The sequence below is a fragment of the Ensifer adhaerens genome, assembly GCF_001270265.1.
GTDB classification, from domain to species: domain Bacteria; phylum Pseudomonadota; class Alphaproteobacteria; order Rhizobiales; family Rhizobiaceae; genus Ensifer; species Ensifer adhaerens_B.
In genome coordinates this window covers 936,494-951,262 of the sequence record NZ_LGAP01000001.1, presented here as the reverse complement: position 1 = coordinate 951,262, position 14,769 = coordinate 936,494, and the positions used below count along the sequence as shown (strand labels likewise).

Sequence of the window (14,769 nt, the reverse complement as noted above, 5' to 3'; positions counted from 1 at the left end):
CGGGCGGCACGCGGCGGATCGTAAACATCGGTCGCTGCCGATCGACCTAGGGACTGCCGGCGCCGCCATCTCGGGCTTGCTTGTCTTTCCATTCCGCCTGTGCCCATATGGCGCCGTCAGGTGCCCGCGCAGGCGGGAGAATCGGGAATCCGGTGTCACTCCGGAACGTGCCCAACGCTGTGACGGGGACGGCTGCCTCGAGGGATTTTGAGCTTGCTCAAGGTCTTGCCACTGGATCCTCATGTGATCTGGGAAGGTGAGGCGACCGGTTGATCCGAAGTCAGAAGACCGGCCTGGCAAGATGGACCGATATCCGCGCGGACGGCGGAAGGTTGTGCATTGTTGGGGATCGAACGATGCTGACTGACGCGAATGGCGGCCTTGCCGCCGCCGAGGCCTTTTCACCCGACGAGCGCGAAGCCGTATACAGAGCCATCGAGACACGCCGGGACGTGCGGGACCAATTCCTGGCTGACCCCTTGCCCGACGATGCGGTGATGCGCCTGCTCAATGCCGCCCACCGCGCGCCCTCAGTGGGTTTCATGCAGCCGTGGAATTTCGTGCTCGTGCGCCAGACGGAGACCCGCGAGCGGGTATGGCAGGCCTTTTCCCGCGCCAACGATGAAGCTGCATTGATGTTCGATGGCGATCGCCAAGCAAAATACCGCTCGCTGAAACTGGAGGGGATCCGCAAGGCCCCCTTGAGCATCTGCGTCACCTGCGACCGCACGCGCGGCGGGGCGGTCGTTCTCGGCCGCACCCACAATCCTGACATGGATGTCTATTCCACGGTGTGTGCCGTGCAGAATCTGTGGCTCGCCGCGCGCGCCGAAGGCGTCGGCGTCGGCTGGGTCAGCATCTTTCACGAAAGCGAGATCAAGGCGATCCTCGGCATTCCCGATCATGTCGTGATCGTCGCCTGGCTTTGCCTCGGGTACGTCGATCGCCTCTACCAGGAGCCGGAACTTGCGGTGAAGGGTTGGCGCCAGCGGTTGCCGCTGGAGGAACTGGTGTTCGAGGAGGGTTGGGGAACCCGTCGAAAGACGGACACTGCGATCAGTTGCTCTGAACCGGCTGATAGGCCGGCCCCTTCGGATGGCGAAGATCGATCGACGTCTCCTCCTGAGGCAGGAACGTCGGCCCGATGACCCGCACCTTGCTCTTGGCGGGATCATAGGGGCGCTCTTCCGCCGCCGCCTTGGCGGCAGGGGCCGCTGCATCCTTCTTGCCTTCGATGACGATGATCGACGATTCGCTGCTGCCGGTATTGCCGCCACCAGCCTTGGGCGTCGTGGTCGCGGTCTTTGGAATCTGGCAGCCGCAAACTCCGGGCTTGCCGGCGCCACGCGTGCGATAGGCAAAAGCGTTCGGCAGTTCCGTATAGGGACGCCCCGTCGAGGCGGAGACCATCTGGTCGCTCTCTTCGGTCGCAAGCTCGTGGAAGAAGAGTTCCGTTTCCGCACCCGGGCAACGGGCGCGGCAGGCCTGCTCGTCGCGGGCGAAATCCGCCGGGCTTGCCTCGGACGAGATCGGGAAGAAGGCGCCGTCACAGGTGCGCACGCACATGGTGCGAAGCGTGCCGGAATAGACGCCGCTTTCCGGTGGGTAAACGCCCATCTCACCGTCACGCAGCATCGGTCCGTAGCTTTCGTCCGGCGGCAGGTCGCGCAGGATGTTGCGATGCGTTTCCGGCTCATCCGGGTCGGCGCTGGCGAATTCCTCGCGGTCGCCATAGCAACCGTTGATCTCGAGCGCGGCCAGGATTCGCCGGCGCGTGTCGTCGCCATCGCCTGACACGAGTTGCTGGCGCTCCGACTTGAGGATGCGCAGATTGTCTTCCATCTCGGCGATCAGGCTGTTGATGTCGGAGCAGATATCCGGGTCGCCGCCGTTGAAGACGACGACGCTGCCCGTGCCGCAGCCGGCGCGCCGGCGGTCGTTGCGCGCCCGGCGCAACTCGATGTTCTGCCTCGAAATCGCGCTCGCATAGTCGCGCGTATCGGCCGTTGTTGCGATGGCGGCGGGGAGTTCGGCAAGCCGGGTGTTCAGGCGGTCGCAGACGCTGGAGGCCAGCGCCTGATCGGCCAGAACCAGAAGCAACGGCAGGCTCGCCGCCGCAAGGGTTTTGATGTTCCGGAACAAGGCGAACGTCTCTTCCTGCAACCGCGCGGCGCCACCCTTGTTGTGCGGGATCGGTCGCCGTCGGCAATTCCTGTTTCCGCCCTATCATAAGGCTTGTCGCCGCCGGTGCAACGACAAGCCTCGCATTGCGTTAACAGCTCCGTCCGATCGCAGGAATGGAAGGTGCCGATCCGATGTCAGGCGGCGCGGGCCGTTTCCAGCGACATCGGCCGTTCGAGAACCGTGCCTTCGATCGCGGCCACTGCCTTCATGGCGCTCAGCAGCGATGGCGTCACCTCCCAGGCGACGGCCACGGCATAGACCGAGCCGATCCGGTGTGGCTCGCCGATGCGCTCGCCGGGGCAACCCATGCGGCGGAACATCCGCTCGAGGAAGACGTCGGTCACCGTCACGATATGGCTGATACCGGACGCAAGTCCGAGTTCACCGACACCACACATCAGTTCTGCGGCGGCCACGGTCACCTGGTTCGAGGCGCGATCCTGGGAGATCTCCGGGTCGATGCAGAAGCGGCTCGATTCCCAGATCGAGGCACTACGGACCTGCGGGTTGTCGCCAAGCAGGATCGGGAACGTATCGTCCAGCATGTTGGGGCCGAGCGTCGGCAGCAATCTCAGCGACCCGCGCAGCTTTCCCGTCTCCGGCGAATAGGACAGCACATAGAGCGGATTCGACTTGTCATAATTGTCGATCTCCCATTCCCCATCGGTCTGCACGTCCCATTTCAGGAAATCGTGGAAGACGCGCTTACGCAGCTTGAACATCTCGTCGATGGCCTGCGGGTGCTGTCCGCGTGTCCTGCCGTTGAGGATCCTGATCATCGTTCTCTCCATCCTTGTTTTGGGGGATGGCGCGATGCTGTCAGTCCTGCGGAAGTGACGAAACTGTCGGTAGTGACAGTTCCGGAAACGGTTTTTTCCCTCTAAATTTCGACGGGTTTTCAGATGGGCGAGGGAGGAGTGTCTTGGAGCCGGATCAAACCGTCGGGATCAGCGCATGGCGAACGGCCTGCGCCACCGCTTGCGTGTTGGAGACGACGTTGAGCTTTCGGCGGGCGTTGGTCATGAAGAAACGCACGGTGCGCTCGGAAATGCCGAGAATGGTGGCAATCTCCCAGTAGCTTTTACCCGCCGCCGACCAGGTCAGAACCTCGGTTTCACGGCCCGTCAGGCGCATGTCGCGCGTGTTCAGCCCCCCCGTCATGGCTGCGTTCTCAAGCATGCCGGCATGAAACAGGTTGGCGGCGAGCTGGAAGTCGCGCAGGTGGTTGCGTCGATAGATCGACCACTCTGCGGCCGACATGTTGACGTTGATGGCAAGCAACGCCATGCGGCCGGCCGGCGAGGGCAGCGGCAGGGCGACACCTTCGCTGGAAAGTCCGATCTCTTCGGCCGTCTTGAACAATGGCTCGCATTCGGGAAAGCGATGGCGCGCCGTTGTCCATTCCACGGGCCTGACGCCGCCGAGCGCCAGCTTGAGGATCGGGTCGATGCGATAGAGCCCCCGCGTCAGATAAAGCTCGGCCGCGTAGGCACCGAAGGTGTGGTGCAACCGGCAGATCTTGAGCTCGTCGGGGTGGGGCTCGGCTTCAAGATAAAGGAGATGAGCGATGCGAAAGGTACGGCGCATCAACGTAAAGAAATGGGCCGGCTCGATACAGCCTCCGCATTCCAGGATTTCCAGCATGTCGAGGACAGCCTGTTGTTCAGTCATGCCACAACACCAATTCTTGCCCTGAAACCCAACAATGGTTGGGGGTTCACCTTTTGTCCAGAAGCGACAGCCGTATTTGCTGTGGATTGTCGATCCTTGCAAACAATGGTTGTTGCCCGGGATCGCGGGAGTAACACAGGGCCGCCAGGTTCAGCGGCCCTGTAAACGAGGGCGCCGTTAGCCCGGATGGCTGGCTTCGACGACGGCGAGTGCCGCCATGTTGACGACGCCGCGCGAGGTAACGGACGGCGACAGGATGTGCGCCGGCAGCGCCGATCCAAGCAGGATCGGGCCGACATGCAGGCTGTCCGTCATCGTCTTGACGACGCCAAGCGTGATGTTGGCGGCATCCAGATTCGGGAAGACCAGCAGGTTGGCTTCGCCCGACAGCGTGCTGTTGGGCATGACACGCTGACGCAGCACTTCGGAGATGGCGGAATCACCATGCATTTCGCCATCGACTTCTAGGTCGGGCGCGAGTTCGCGCACAAGCTGCAGCGCCTGGCGCATCTTGCTCGCACTTTCCGAATCGCGCGAGCCGAAGTTCGAGTGCGAAACCAGGGCCGCGTGCGGCGTGATGCCGAAGCGCCGGATCTCCTGTGCCGCCATGACGGTTGTCTGGGCGATTTCTTCGGCGCTCGGGCAGTAGCTGACATAGGTGTCGGTGAAGAACGTGGCGCCGCGCTGCGAGATCAGCAGGCTGAGGGCGGAGAAGTCGAGAACGCCTTCGCGCTTGCCGATGATCTGCGAGACGTCGCGAAGGTGCTTGCTATAGCGTCCTTCGACGCCGCAGATCAGCGCATCGGCTTCGCCGCGCTTGACGGCAAGCGCACCGATGACGGTGGTGTTGGTGCGCACGATCGTACGGGCTGCTTCCGGAATGACGCCGAGACGGCCGACGAGGGCGAAATAATCCTCGACATAGTCACGGTAGCGCGGGTCGCCCTCGGGGTTGACCACTTCGAAATCGACGTCCGGACGAACGCGCAGGCCGTAGCGACGCAGGCGCGTCTCGATGATCTGCGGACGGCCGATGAGGATCGGGCGGGCCGTGCCTTCTTCCAGCAGGACCTGTGCTGCGCGCAGCACGCGCTCGTCTTCGCCTTCAGCGAAGATCACGCGGTTCTTCTGTGCATTCTTGGCGGCGGCAAAGACCGGCTTCATGATGAAGCCCGAACGGAAGACGAAGCGGTTCAGCTTGTCGAGATAGGCGTCGTAGTCCTGGATCGGACGGGTGGAGACGCCGCTTTCCTCGGCAGCCTTGGCGACGGCCGGCGCGATCCTGAGGATCAGGCGCTGGTCGAAGGGCGACGGGATCAGGTAATCGGGACCGAAGACCGGCGTCTCGCCGGAATAGGCGCGGGCGGCCACATCGGACGGCTCCTCGCGAGCAAGGCCGGCGATGGCACGGACCGCAGCCATCTTCATTTCTTCGTTGATCGTGCTTGCGCCGCAGTCGAGCGCACCGCGGAAGATATGCGGGAAGCAAAGCACGTTGTTGACCTGGTTGGGGAAATCCGAACGGCCGGTGCAGATCATTGCGTCCGGGCGCGCCGCACGGGCAGCCTCCGGCATGATTTCCGGCGTCGGGTTGGCAAGTGCCATGATCAGCGGCTTTTCGGCCATCTGCACGAGCAATTCAGGCTTCAGCACGCCTGCGGCGGAGAGACCGAGGAAGACGTCGGCGCCACCGATGCTGTCGGCCAGCACCCGGTTGTCGCTTTCCTGGGCGTAGACCGACTTCCATTCGTCCATCAGCACTTCGCGGCCCTTGTAGACGAGGCCCTCGAGGTCGTGCACCCAGATGTTCTCGCGCTTGGCGCCAAGCGTGACCAGCAGGTTGAGACAGGCGAGCGCTGCAGCACCCGCTCCCGAGGTGACGATCTTGGCCTTGGCGATGTCCTTGCCGGCCAGCTCCAGACCGTTGAGGATGGCGGCCGCAACGATGATCGCGGTGCCATGCTGGTCGTCATGAAAGACCGGGATCTGCATCTTTTCGCGCAGCTGGCGCTCGACCTCGAAGCATTCCGGCGCCTTGATGTCTTCCAGGTTGATGCCGCCGAAGGTGGGCTCCAGCGCGGAGATGACGTCGACCATGCGCTCTATGCTCGAAGCGTCGATCTCGATATCGAAGACGTCGATGCCGGCAAATTTCTTGAACAGGACGGCCTTGCCTTCCATCACCGGCTTGGAGGCGAGTGGGCCGATATTGCCGAGGCCGAGAACGGCCGTGCCATTGGAAATGACCGCGACAAGATTGGCGCGTGCGGTGTAGTCGGCAGCCATTTCCGGATTGTCGCGGATGGCGATGCAGGGGGCAGCCACGCCGGGCGAATAGGCGAGCGCGAGGTCGCGCTGGTTGCCGAGCGGCTTGGTGGGCTGGATTTCGAGCTTCCCAGGGCGAGGGTAACGATGGAAGAAAAGGGCCTGCTGGTCGATGTCGCCGCTGGCTGGACCTGTTTGGGATTTGGTTTTGTCGCCCGTGCTCATAGTCTGCATTCCTCTTTTTTGGACGTGGCCTTGTTGCATGAATTGCGAAGCGCGTACAGTTTTTGCGCGGTTCTTTTCGGCCGGTGCGACGAACCGGCCGGCGTCCGTGTCATCTTCCTGAAACACGAGTCTGGTTTTGACGGGCCTGAGAAGGCGCAATCAAGACGAGGCTGGTATGATGGCGGCACCGCAAAACAACTCCGTACGACATCTCAGGACGTTGTTCATCTCCGACGTCCACCTCGGCTCCAAGGCCGCCAAGACCGACTTTCTCATTGATTTTCTGCGCCATCACGAGGCGGAGACCATCGTTCTCGTCGGCGACATCGTCGACGGCTGGCGGCTGAAGCGCAGCTGGTACTGGCCGCAGAACTGCAACGACGTCGTCCAGAAGCTGCTGCGCAAGGCGCGCAAGGGCACACGCATCATCTATATCCCCGGCAATCATGATGAGTTCATGCGCGATTTCCCGGGCGTTCACTTCGGCGGCATCGAGGTGGCGCAGCGCCACATGCACAAGGGTGCTGACGGCCGCAACTATCTGGTGCTGCATGGCGACGAATTCGACGTGGTTGTGCGCAATGCCCGCATCCTCGCCTATCTCGGCGACTGGGCCTACGATACGGCGATCGCCATCAACATCGGCCTTGCCGCCATTCGTCGCCGGCTGGGCATGCCCTATTGGTCGTTCTCGTCCTGGGCGAAACTGCAGGTCAAACACGCCGTCAATTTCATCGGCGAGTTCCAGAAGGTGGTTGCCGACGAGGCGCGGCGCCATGACGCGCAAGGGGTTATCTGCGGCCATATCCACCATGCGGTGATCGACGACATCGGCGACGTGCGCTACATCAATACCGGCGACTGGGTCGAAAGCTGCACGGCGATCGCTGAACATCACGACGGTACCATGGAGCTGATCACCTGGCACCAGATGCGCGGCGGCGCCGTCGAGGCTGAGGGGACTGCCGAGGCGGAACGCTTGCTGGCCCAGTTGCTGACGCAACGGGCGGCCTGACTAGCACGGTGGCGAGACGCAAACGTCGCCTGTAGCGAAATCTAGGTTATGGCGATCCCGCGGTGGGCTATGCTATTGCTGGCCCATAGCCATCAGGTTCGCCCATGATTCCCTCCCAAGCGCCCGCTGCCGTGGGCCCTCCGCCGCGTTATTTTACGCTTCGCACCGCCTTGCTCTTCTGCGCTCCGTTGATCGTCAACGGTTTCGCCATGCCGTATTTTCCGGTCTGGCTGACGACGCTTTCCATGAGCGATTTCGAGATCGGCGTCGTGCTGGCATTGCCGATGTTCGTACGCGTGTTTACAGCGCCGATAGCGGGTGTGATCGCCGACCGGCTCGGAGAGCGCACGATCGTCTTGATCTGGTCCGGATTCCTGTCGTTGGCGACGGCCTTCGTGCTGTTTTACGCCCGCGAGTTCTGGCCGGTTCTGATCATCTATACGCTGCAGTCGGCGGTCTATTCGCCCTATGTGCCGATCGTTGAGGCGATCGCGCTTTCCGGTGTCCGGCGCTGGGGCTTCGACTATGCCCAGATGCGGCTTTGGGGTTCCGTCGCTTTTATCGGGGCCACCATGCTCGGCGGCTGGATGATCGGCATCTTCGGTGGAGACATGGTGCTGCCGGCGATGGCGATCGGCTTCGGCCTGACGATCCTGATGGCCTTCGCGGCGCCGCGTGTCGGCCGGCCGCGGCGGCCGTCACCGATCACGGCGCTGACCGAGCCCCCGCCGAAGTCGTTGCGCCAGCTTGATCTGCAGCTGCTGCTGGTCGGCGTGACGCTGGTGAACGCCAGCCATGCGATGCTGTTCGCCTTCTCGGCGATCTACTGGCAGCATATCGGCTATAGCGGCACGGAAATCGGCATTCTCTGGAGCGCCGGTGTTGCCGCCGAGGTGACGATGTTCATCTTCGCCAAGGCGATCATCCGGCGCTTCAGCGTCTGGACGATGATCCTGTCGGGTTGCTCGCTGGCGGTGGTGCGCTGGATCATCTTCCCGATGGATCTCGGCTTTTCCGGCTACTTCGTGCTGCAGTGCTTTCACGCCTTCACCTACGCGATCATGCACACCGGCATGCAGAACAAGCTGGTGGAGCGCGTCGTCGAGGAGCAGGAGGCATCGGCCCAGGGGCTTTACTTCTTCTACACCGGCATCTTCACGGCGATCTTCACCTTCCTGTCCGGCTATCTCTATGCCTGGTACGGGGTGAACGGGTTCTATTCGATGTCGGTCGTCGCTTTTGCCGGCTGCTGCTTTGCCGTCGCCGCCTGGTACCTTCAGCCCCAGAGGCGCGGCTCCGGCGGGAAGACCAGCGAAGCGTCGTAGCGCAGGCCGGGCGTGCGATCGCGCGCCAGGAGCAGCGGGCCGTCGAGGTCGACGAAATCCGCACCCTGCGCCGCCAGGATTGCCGGTGCCATGCCGAGCGAGGTGCCGACCATGCAGCCGACCATCACCTTGAGGCCGAGCGACGTCGCGGCCTCGCGCATGCGAAGCGCTTCCGTCAGCCCACCGGTCTTGTCGAGCTTGATGTTGACGGCATCATAGCGGTCGACGAGGGCCGGGAGGTCACCGGTCGCATGCACGCTCTCGTCGGCGCAGACCGGAACGGGGCGGGCGATCGTGGCCAAGGCCTGATCATTGCCCGCCGGCAGCGGCTGCTCGATCAGGTCGATGCGCTGTTCGGCGCAGATGGCGAAGTGATAGGCGAGGCTGTCGGGCGTCCAACCCTCATTGGCATCGAGAATGATGCGGCTCTCCGGCGCACCTTCGCGCACGGCGCGGATGCGCGAGGCATCGTCCGACGTGCCGACCTTGATCTTGAGCAGAGCGCGGTGGGCATATTGCGCTGCCTGTGCACGCATCGCTTCGGGTTCGGCAAGCGATAGTGTATAGGCTGTTGTCAAGGTTTCGGGTGAGGAAAGGCCGGCAAGCTCATGGACAGATTTGCCTTTCTGCTTTGCTTCCAGATCCCAGAGCGCGCAGTCGACGGCGTTGCGGGCAGCACCCGGCTTCATCGCCGACTGTAGCTCCACGCGCGTCAGCCCCGCCTCGATCTCCGGGCGAATGGCTTCGATCTCGGCGAGCACCGAGGCAATGGTTTCGCTGTAGCGGCCATAGGGCACGCATTCGCCCCAACCGCTGGTGCCGTTGTTGGTGATTCGGCAGGTCACCACGCTTGCCGTGGTCTTCGAACCACGCGAAATCGTGAATGTGCCCGCAATCGGGAAGTCTTCGGTTGTCGCTTCGAGCACAGTTGACATGAAATCTTCTCCGGCGGGGGCTATCTGGCACATTGGTCGCGATGTTACCGGCTTCGTCCGGATGACATCAAGGATGTGAGCCGTTATGACGGAGCAAGCTTTTACGAGCGGTTAGCAAATCGGGATGACAGAGACCAGGTGACGCGTTCCCAGACCAAGATCGTTGCGGATGTCGCGCTCGGCGGAGACGCCGGAGGCTCTGGTGGCACTTACGTCTTTTCAGGCGTCTGGCGGCACGAGACAGCCGAAGCCATGGGCGCTAAGCTCGATCAGCTTGCGCGCAAGGGCGGCAGCGTCAGGCAGTTCGATCTATCGGGTGTGACGGCCATGGACACGGCGGGGGCCTGGATCATCCGGCGTTTCATGACGCAGATTGCCGGTCCTGAAAAGGACGAGATCCAGCTCGTCGATGGCGGACAGCGCTATGTCGAGCTGATCGGCGCATTGCCGGCGGAACTGCCGACACCGGAAGACGAAGGCGAGCATATTCCGCTGTTCCAGCAGATATTCGCGCCGGTCGGCGAGGTGATGCTCGCGACCTGGAACGATATCGTCGCGGCCATGTACATTCTCGGCTCGGCGGTTCGCGGCGCCCAGCTCAAGCTTGGACGACACAGCGGCGTCTCGCCGGCCGCCATCGTTCACCAGATTGACCGCATGGGCGTCAAGGCCGTGCCGATCATCATGCTGATGTCCTTCCTGATCGGGGCGATCATTGCGCAGCAGGGCGCATTCCAGCTGCGCTATTTCGGCGCCGAAGTCTTCGTCGTCGATCTCGTCGGCATCCTGCAGCTGCGCGAAATCGGCGTTCTCCTGACGGCAATCATGATTGCCGGTCGTTCGGGCAGCGCGATCACCGCCGAGATCGGCTCGATGAAGATGCGCGAAGAGGTAGACGCGCTGAAGGTGATGGGCCTCAGTCCGGTCGGCGTCCTCGTGTTTCCGCGCCTTGTGGCGCTGACGATCGCCTTGCCGCTCCTGACCATCATTGCCAACTTCGCAGCACTGACCGGTGCGGCTCTGGTCGCCTGGACCTATTCGGGCATCACGGTTGCGACCTTCCTGTCGCGCCTGCAGGAAGCCGTCGATTTTTCGTCGGTTGCAGCCGGCATGATCAAAGCGCCGTTCATGGCGTTGATCATCGGCGTGGTGGCGGCGGTCGAAGGGCTGAAGGTGGGCGGCAGCGCCGAATCGCTCGGCCGCCACGTGACGTCTTCGGTGGTCAAATCGATCTTCGTGGTGATCCTGATCGACGGCCTGTTTGCCATGTTCTATGCGGCAATCGACTTCTGAGGCGAATGGAACGATGAGCAAAGCAGCCACAGATAGACAGCCGGAAGCCGCCAATGGGCACGAAGCGGTTCTGTCCGTGCGCGACCTGACGGTCGGCTTCGGTTCCCACATCGTTCTCGACAAGCTCAACCTCGAGATCTACCGCGGCGAAATCCTCGGCTTCGTCGGTGCCTCCGGCACCGGCAAATCTGTATTGATGCGCACGGTTCTCCGGCTTTTGGCCAAGCGCTCCGGCACGATCGAGATCCTCGGCGCGGAATACGACAAGATGTCGGAGGCCGACAGGATTGCGCTCGACATGCGCCTCGGCGTGCTTTTCCAGCACGGCGCGCTGTTCTCGGCACTGACGGTGCGCGAAAACATCCAGGTGCCGATGCGTGAATATCTCGATCTGCCGCAGAGCCTGATGGACGAGCTGGCGCGCCTGAAGATCGAGCTGGTGGGACTGGCGCCGGAGGCGGCCGACAAATATCCTTCCGAGCTTTCGGGCGGCATGATCAAGCGGGCGGCACTCGCCCGGGCGCTGGCTCTCGACCCCGATCTCGTCTTTCTCGACGAGCCGACGTCGGGCCTCGATCCGATCGGTGCGGCCGAGTTCGACGAGTTGATTGCCAAGCTGCGCGACACGCTCGGATTGACCGTGTATATGGTGACTCACGACCTCGACAGCCTGTTTTCGGTCTGCGATCGCATCGCGGTGCTTGGAAACAAGAAGGTTTTGGTCGAGGGGACCGTCGAGGACATGCTGGCCTGCGACGATCCCTGGGTGCAGTCCTATTTCCGGGGCAAGCGCGCGCGGTCGATCGTGCGGCACGACGAATAGCGGCAGGGTGCCCGTCGGACTGTCCCATGGGTGTCCTGAGCAGAAGAACGGCCGGTAGGACGGCCACTGAGGTAGTCGGAACGAATGGAAACTAAAGCGAATTACGCCATTGTCGGCTTCTTCACGGTGTTCGTGATCGCGGCGGCCTTCGGCTTCGTCTACTGGATGTCGCAATATGGCCGCAGCGGCGAAATGGTCGAGCTGGTCGTCAATATTCCCGGCTCCGCCAACGGGCTCTCCGTCGGTTCTCCGGTCCGCTTCAACGGCATTCCCGTCGGTTCGGTGCGCAATCTGGCGATCGACGCCAACGATCCGCGCTACTCTATCGCGGTGACCGAAGTCTCGATCGATGCGCCGGTGCTGAGATCGACCAAGGCGACGCTGGAAGTGCAGGGACTGACGGGTGCCGCCTATATCGAGCTCAGCGGCGGTAACAAGGGCGACGAGAACATTCTGCGCAGCGCGCTTGAGAAGGGCACGCAGGCCCGTATCCTCGCGGACCAGTCGAGCGTCACGAGCCTGCTCGCGACGGCGGACGCGATCATGGACCGCGCCAACGATGCAATCGCCGACATCCAGGGTTTCGTCAAGGATGTGCGCGGGCCGCTGACGGGCACGATCGGCAATGCCGAGAAATTCTCCAAGGCGCTTGCCGACAATTCCGGCGCGATTGACGACTTCCTGAAAAGCGTGACCGAGCTTTCGGCATCAATCAATGCCGCGTCGAAGAAGCTCGATTCGACGCTGGCCTCGGCCGATGTGCTGGTGAAGTCGGTGGATCCGAAGAAGATCGATCATATCGTCAGCAACGTCGAGCAGTTGAGCAACGACCTGAAGGCCGCCTCGGGCGGAGTTTCCGAAACCATCGCGGCGTTCAAGCGCACGGTCGAGACCTATGACCAGTTCGGCAAGAATGCGCAAAAGACGCTCGAGCGCGTCGATACGCTGGTGGCTGCCGTCGACAAGCAGAAGGTCGAGTTGGTCGTCAACGACATTTCGGCGGCCAGCGCCGACGCCCGCAAGGCGGTCGCCAACATCACGCAATTTGCCGAAAAGATCACCGCGCGCCAGCAGGACATCGATCGCACGATCACTGACGTTACGCAGATGGCGAGCAAGCTGAATGCTGCCTCGAACCGGGTCGACAGCATTCTCGTCAAGGTGGACGGCTTCCTCGGTGATGCCGATGCGCCGTCGCTTTCGGCCGAGGCGCGCACGACGCTCGAATCGTTCCGCAAGATGGCCGACAACCTCAACGCCCAGATCGGCCCGATCGCCGACAATCTGAAGCGCTTCTCGGGCTCCGGTCTTCGCGATGTCGAGGCGCTGGTGACCGATACGCGCCGCACCGTACAGAGCCTCGAGAATACGATCTCGACATTCGACAAAAATCCGCAGCGCCTCTTGTTCGGCGGCGAAACTGTCAAACAATACGATGGTCGCACCCGACGCTGAGTCGGGTAGACAAAGCCGGCGTGGGGCCGGGCGGGTTGCTTTCATTAAAGAGAGCGCTCTAAGGTGCTGCGTATTGGACAAGGGTTTGGGCAGTATGAATTTTTCGGGGCTGGTGTGTGTGCGTGAGATGGGAGCGATGCGCTCTGCCCTGGTCTTCACGCTGGCTGTCTTGTTGGCGGGATGCGGGACCCGTGCCGCCGTCAACGACACGTTCAGCCTTTCCGCTTCGCCCGTCGTCGAAGGACGTGCAGCGACCAACAAGCAGATCCTCGTGCCGGAACCGACGGCTCTGAAGGCGCTCGACGGCGACCAGGTCGTCATCCGCCTTTCCGGCTCGGAGTTGCAGTATCTCTCCAAGGCGCAATGGAGCGACCGTCTGCCGCGCATCGTGCAGGCGAAGCTGGTTCAGGCGTTCGAAAACTCAGGCAAGGTCGGCGGCGTCGGCAAGCCAGGCCAGGGGCTGGCGATCGATTATCAGGTGATCAGTGATATCCGGTCCTTCGAGATATCGACGCAAGGCGCCGACACGGCGGTGGTCGAGATCTTTGCGAAGATCGTCAATGACCGGAACGGCACGGTGCGCGTACAGAAGGCGTTCCGCGCGACTGCAGGCGTGAAGGGCACTGACAACCCGGCCTTCGTGAGGGCACTCGACCAGGCCTTCGCGACTGTTGTAGCTGAGATCGTCGGCTGGACACTCAGCTCTATTTGACCTACTGCATGTTTCCTTAAATCGTAGCCGATTTCAGGACAAAACATGCAGCAGTTCAAAGTGCTACAGCGTCCTTTGCGCGTCTGATAAGACGCGCGGCGCTGTAGAGCGTTTTCCGGTTCAGACGGAGCCGCGGAAACGCTCTATCTCTTTGTTTTTACGTATTTCCTGACGGAAAACGCTTCGCACTTTTTCTGGAAACGCGTCAGATCTATCTGATCTCTGCCGCCTCGATGCGGTTGACCACCTCCGCCACCCCTTCCGTCAGCCTTGCGGCTTCTTCCGCGCGGGCGATTTCAGCTGTCGTGGCGACATGGCCGGCCAACACGATCGTATTTCCCTTGCAGACGACGGTGACGTCGGCTGCATCGAGTCCCGGCGTCACGGCCAGTCCGTGCGCGACGCGGCGTTCGAGTTCGGCGGGGTGGTCCCCCGTGCTGCGTTCCGGCTCAATGCCGTGGAATGTGCGCTTCTTGAAGATCATCGTCCGGCCTCTTTCCTTGGTGGAAAGACAACGCTGCGCTCGGCCATTTGTTCAGGTGTTCCAATCGAAACAGCGCGAACCTGGCTTTCATGCGATCGGTCGCACATGCGGATCGCACGTCATTCCTGGCCGCAGAATTCGAACGGGGAACCATCCATGCGTCATTCTTTCCTCGCCGTCGCACTTGCGATGACGACCGTCCTTGCTATCGCCATGCCGGCAAAAGCCGGCAACTACAGCTATGGCCAGCGACAGACCTGCGTCGTCAAGACGGTGAAGACCTACGGCGCCTATGGCAGGGTGGTGATCAAGAAGGTGCGCATCTGCAAATGACGCCTGCGCACCTTCAGGCTCGCTAGAGCGTTTCCGGCTCGCAGCAGAA

Annotated in this window: 14 protein-coding genes and 1 riboswitch; of the genes, 8 read left to right on the top strand and 6 right to left on the bottom strand. The window is 62.3% G+C overall.

Features of this window, described 5'->3' with window-relative positions; translation table 11 throughout:
- The first annotated feature begins 101 nt into the window (after window positions 1-101).
- Window positions 102-312, top strand: a riboswitch (cobalamin riboswitch).
- A 44-nt stretch (window positions 313-356) separates the two neighbouring features.
- The gene (bluB, locus tag AC244_RS04555) at window positions 357-1,148 is read left to right on the top strand and encodes a 5,6-dimethylbenzimidazole synthase (RefSeq protein ID WP_082366719.1); all 792 of its coding nucleotides are present in this window, start codon (window positions 357-359) and stop codon (window positions 1,146-1,148) included.
- Here bluB and AC244_RS04550 read toward each other — a convergent pair.
- The 4 genes from AC244_RS04550 to AC244_RS04535 all read right to left on the bottom strand — a co-directional run bounded on the left by AC244_RS04550 (window position 1,057) and on the right by AC244_RS04535 (window position 6,345).
- Window positions 1,057-2,142, bottom strand: a complete 1,086-nt coding sequence (locus AC244_RS04550; protein WP_053247688.1) for a DUF2865 domain-containing protein — start codon at window positions 2,140-2,142, stop codon at window positions 1,057-1,059. The two genes, bluB and AC244_RS04550, sit on opposite strands and share 92 nt — an antisense overlap.
- 176 nt (window positions 2,143-2,318) lie before the next feature.
- The gene (locus tag AC244_RS04545) at window positions 2,319-2,963 is read right to left on the bottom strand and encodes an acyl-homoserine-lactone synthase (protein ID WP_053247559.1); all 645 of its coding nucleotides are present in this window, start codon (window positions 2,961-2,963) and stop codon (window positions 2,319-2,321) included.
- A 154-nt stretch (window positions 2,964-3,117) separates the two neighbouring features.
- On the bottom strand, window positions 3,118-3,855 hold the full coding sequence (locus tag AC244_RS04540; protein WP_053247558.1) for a helix-turn-helix transcriptional regulator: 738 nt from the start codon (window positions 3,853-3,855) through the stop codon (window positions 3,118-3,120).
- Window positions 3,856-4,032: 177 nt separating this feature from the next.
- Window positions 4,033-6,345: an NADP-dependent malic enzyme gene (locus tag AC244_RS04535; protein WP_053247687.1), complete on the bottom strand. Its 2,313-nt coding sequence runs from the start codon at window positions 6,343-6,345 to the stop codon at window positions 4,033-4,035.
- 175 nt (window positions 6,346-6,520) lie between these two features.
- Here AC244_RS04535 and AC244_RS04530 point away from each other — a divergent pair, with 175 nt between their 5' ends.
- Entirely contained in the window at window positions 6,521-7,360 is an 840-nt protein-coding gene (locus AC244_RS04530; RefSeq protein ID WP_053247557.1) for a UDP-2,3-diacylglucosamine diphosphatase, read from the top strand.
- A 104-nt stretch (window positions 7,361-7,464) separates the two neighbouring features.
- Window positions 7,465-8,685 (top strand): MFS transporter, encoded by a 1,221-nt coding sequence (locus AC244_RS04525; protein WP_053247556.1) that lies wholly within the window; start codon window positions 7,465-7,467, stop codon window positions 8,683-8,685.
- Here AC244_RS04525 and dgcA read toward each other — a convergent pair.
- On the bottom strand, window positions 8,637-9,620 hold the full coding sequence (gene dgcA, locus AC244_RS04520) for an N-acetyl-D-Glu racemase DgcA (protein WP_053247555.1): 984 nt from the start codon (window positions 9,618-9,620) through the stop codon (window positions 8,637-8,639). The two genes, AC244_RS04525 and dgcA, sit on opposite strands and share 49 nt — an antisense overlap.
- Before the next feature lie 138 nt (window positions 9,621-9,758).
- Between dgcA and AC244_RS04515 the strand changes: the two genes are divergently transcribed.
- The 4 genes from AC244_RS04515 to AC244_RS04500 all read left to right on the top strand — a co-directional run bounded on the left by AC244_RS04515 (window position 9,759) and on the right by AC244_RS04500 (window position 13,903).
- A complete protein-coding gene (locus tag AC244_RS04515) occupies window positions 9,759-10,913 on the top strand; it encodes an ABC transporter permease (RefSeq protein ID WP_053247554.1) in 1,155 nt (384 codons plus the stop codon).
- A 13-nt stretch (window positions 10,914-10,926) separates the two neighbouring features.
- The gene (locus AC244_RS04510; protein WP_053247553.1) at window positions 10,927-11,736 is read left to right on the top strand and encodes an ABC transporter ATP-binding protein; all 810 of its coding nucleotides are present in this window, start codon (window positions 10,927-10,929) and stop codon (window positions 11,734-11,736) included.
- 84 nt (window positions 11,737-11,820) lie between these two features.
- Window positions 11,821-13,191: an MlaD family protein gene (locus AC244_RS04505; RefSeq protein WP_053247552.1), complete on the top strand. Its 1,371-nt coding sequence runs from the start codon at window positions 11,821-11,823 to the stop codon at window positions 13,189-13,191.
- A gap of 127 nt (window positions 13,192-13,318) precedes the next feature.
- Window positions 13,319-13,903 (top strand): ABC-type transport auxiliary lipoprotein family protein, encoded by a 585-nt coding sequence (locus tag AC244_RS04500; protein ID WP_234716846.1) that lies wholly within the window; start codon window positions 13,319-13,321, stop codon window positions 13,901-13,903.
- 211 nt (window positions 13,904-14,114) lie between these two features.
- Here the strand turns inward: AC244_RS04500 and AC244_RS04495 are convergent, their stop codons facing one another.
- Window positions 14,115-14,387: a BON domain-containing protein gene (locus AC244_RS04495; RefSeq protein ID WP_053247550.1), complete on the bottom strand. Its 273-nt coding sequence runs from the start codon at window positions 14,385-14,387 to the stop codon at window positions 14,115-14,117.
- Between the two features lie 156 nt (window positions 14,388-14,543).
- On the opposite strand from AC244_RS04495, the gene AC244_RS37085 reads away from it, so the two are divergent.
- Window positions 14,544-14,720: a hypothetical protein gene (locus tag AC244_RS37085; protein WP_161807835.1), complete on the top strand. Its 177-nt coding sequence runs from the start codon at window positions 14,544-14,546 to the stop codon at window positions 14,718-14,720.
- Window positions 14,721-14,769: the final 49 nt, after the last annotated feature.

Coding starts and splice junctions, on each gene's coding strand:
- AC244_RS04505 (WP_053247552.1), top strand. CDS start 11,821: ATGGAAACTAAAGCGAATTACGCCATTGTCGGCTTCTTCACGGTGTTC.
- AC244_RS04525 (WP_053247556.1), top strand. CDS start 7,465: ATGATTCCCTCCCAAGCGCCCGCTGCCGTGGGCCCTCCGCCGCGTTAT.
- dgcA (WP_053247555.1), bottom strand. CDS start 9,620: ATGTCAACTGTGCTCGAAGCGACAACCGAAGACTTCCCGATTGCGGGC.
- AC244_RS04535 (WP_053247687.1), bottom strand. CDS start 6,345: ATGAGCACGGGCGACAAAACCAAATCCCAAACAGGTCCAGCCAGCGGC.
- bluB (WP_082366719.1), top strand. CDS start 357: ATGCTGACTGACGCGAATGGCGGCCTTGCCGCCGCCGAGGCCTTTTCA.
- AC244_RS37085 (WP_161807835.1), top strand. CDS start 14,544: ATGCGTCATTCTTTCCTCGCCGTCGCACTTGCGATGACGACCGTCCTT.
- AC244_RS04495 (WP_053247550.1), bottom strand. CDS start 14,387: ATGATCTTCAAGAAGCGCACATTCCACGGCATTGAGCCGGAACGCAGC.
- AC244_RS04545 (WP_053247559.1), bottom strand. CDS start 2,963: ATGATCAGGATCCTCAACGGCAGGACACGCGGACAGCACCCGCAGGCC.
- AC244_RS04540 (WP_053247558.1), bottom strand. CDS start 3,855: ATGACTGAACAACAGGCTGTCCTCGACATGCTGGAAATCCTGGAATGC.
- AC244_RS04510 (WP_053247553.1), top strand. CDS start 10,927: ATGAGCAAAGCAGCCACAGATAGACAGCCGGAAGCCGCCAATGGGCAC.
- AC244_RS04500 (WP_234716846.1), top strand. CDS start 13,319: ATGGGAGCGATGCGCTCTGCCCTGGTCTTCACGCTGGCTGTCTTGTTG.
- AC244_RS04530 (WP_053247557.1), top strand. CDS start 6,521: ATGATGGCGGCACCGCAAAACAACTCCGTACGACATCTCAGGACGTTG.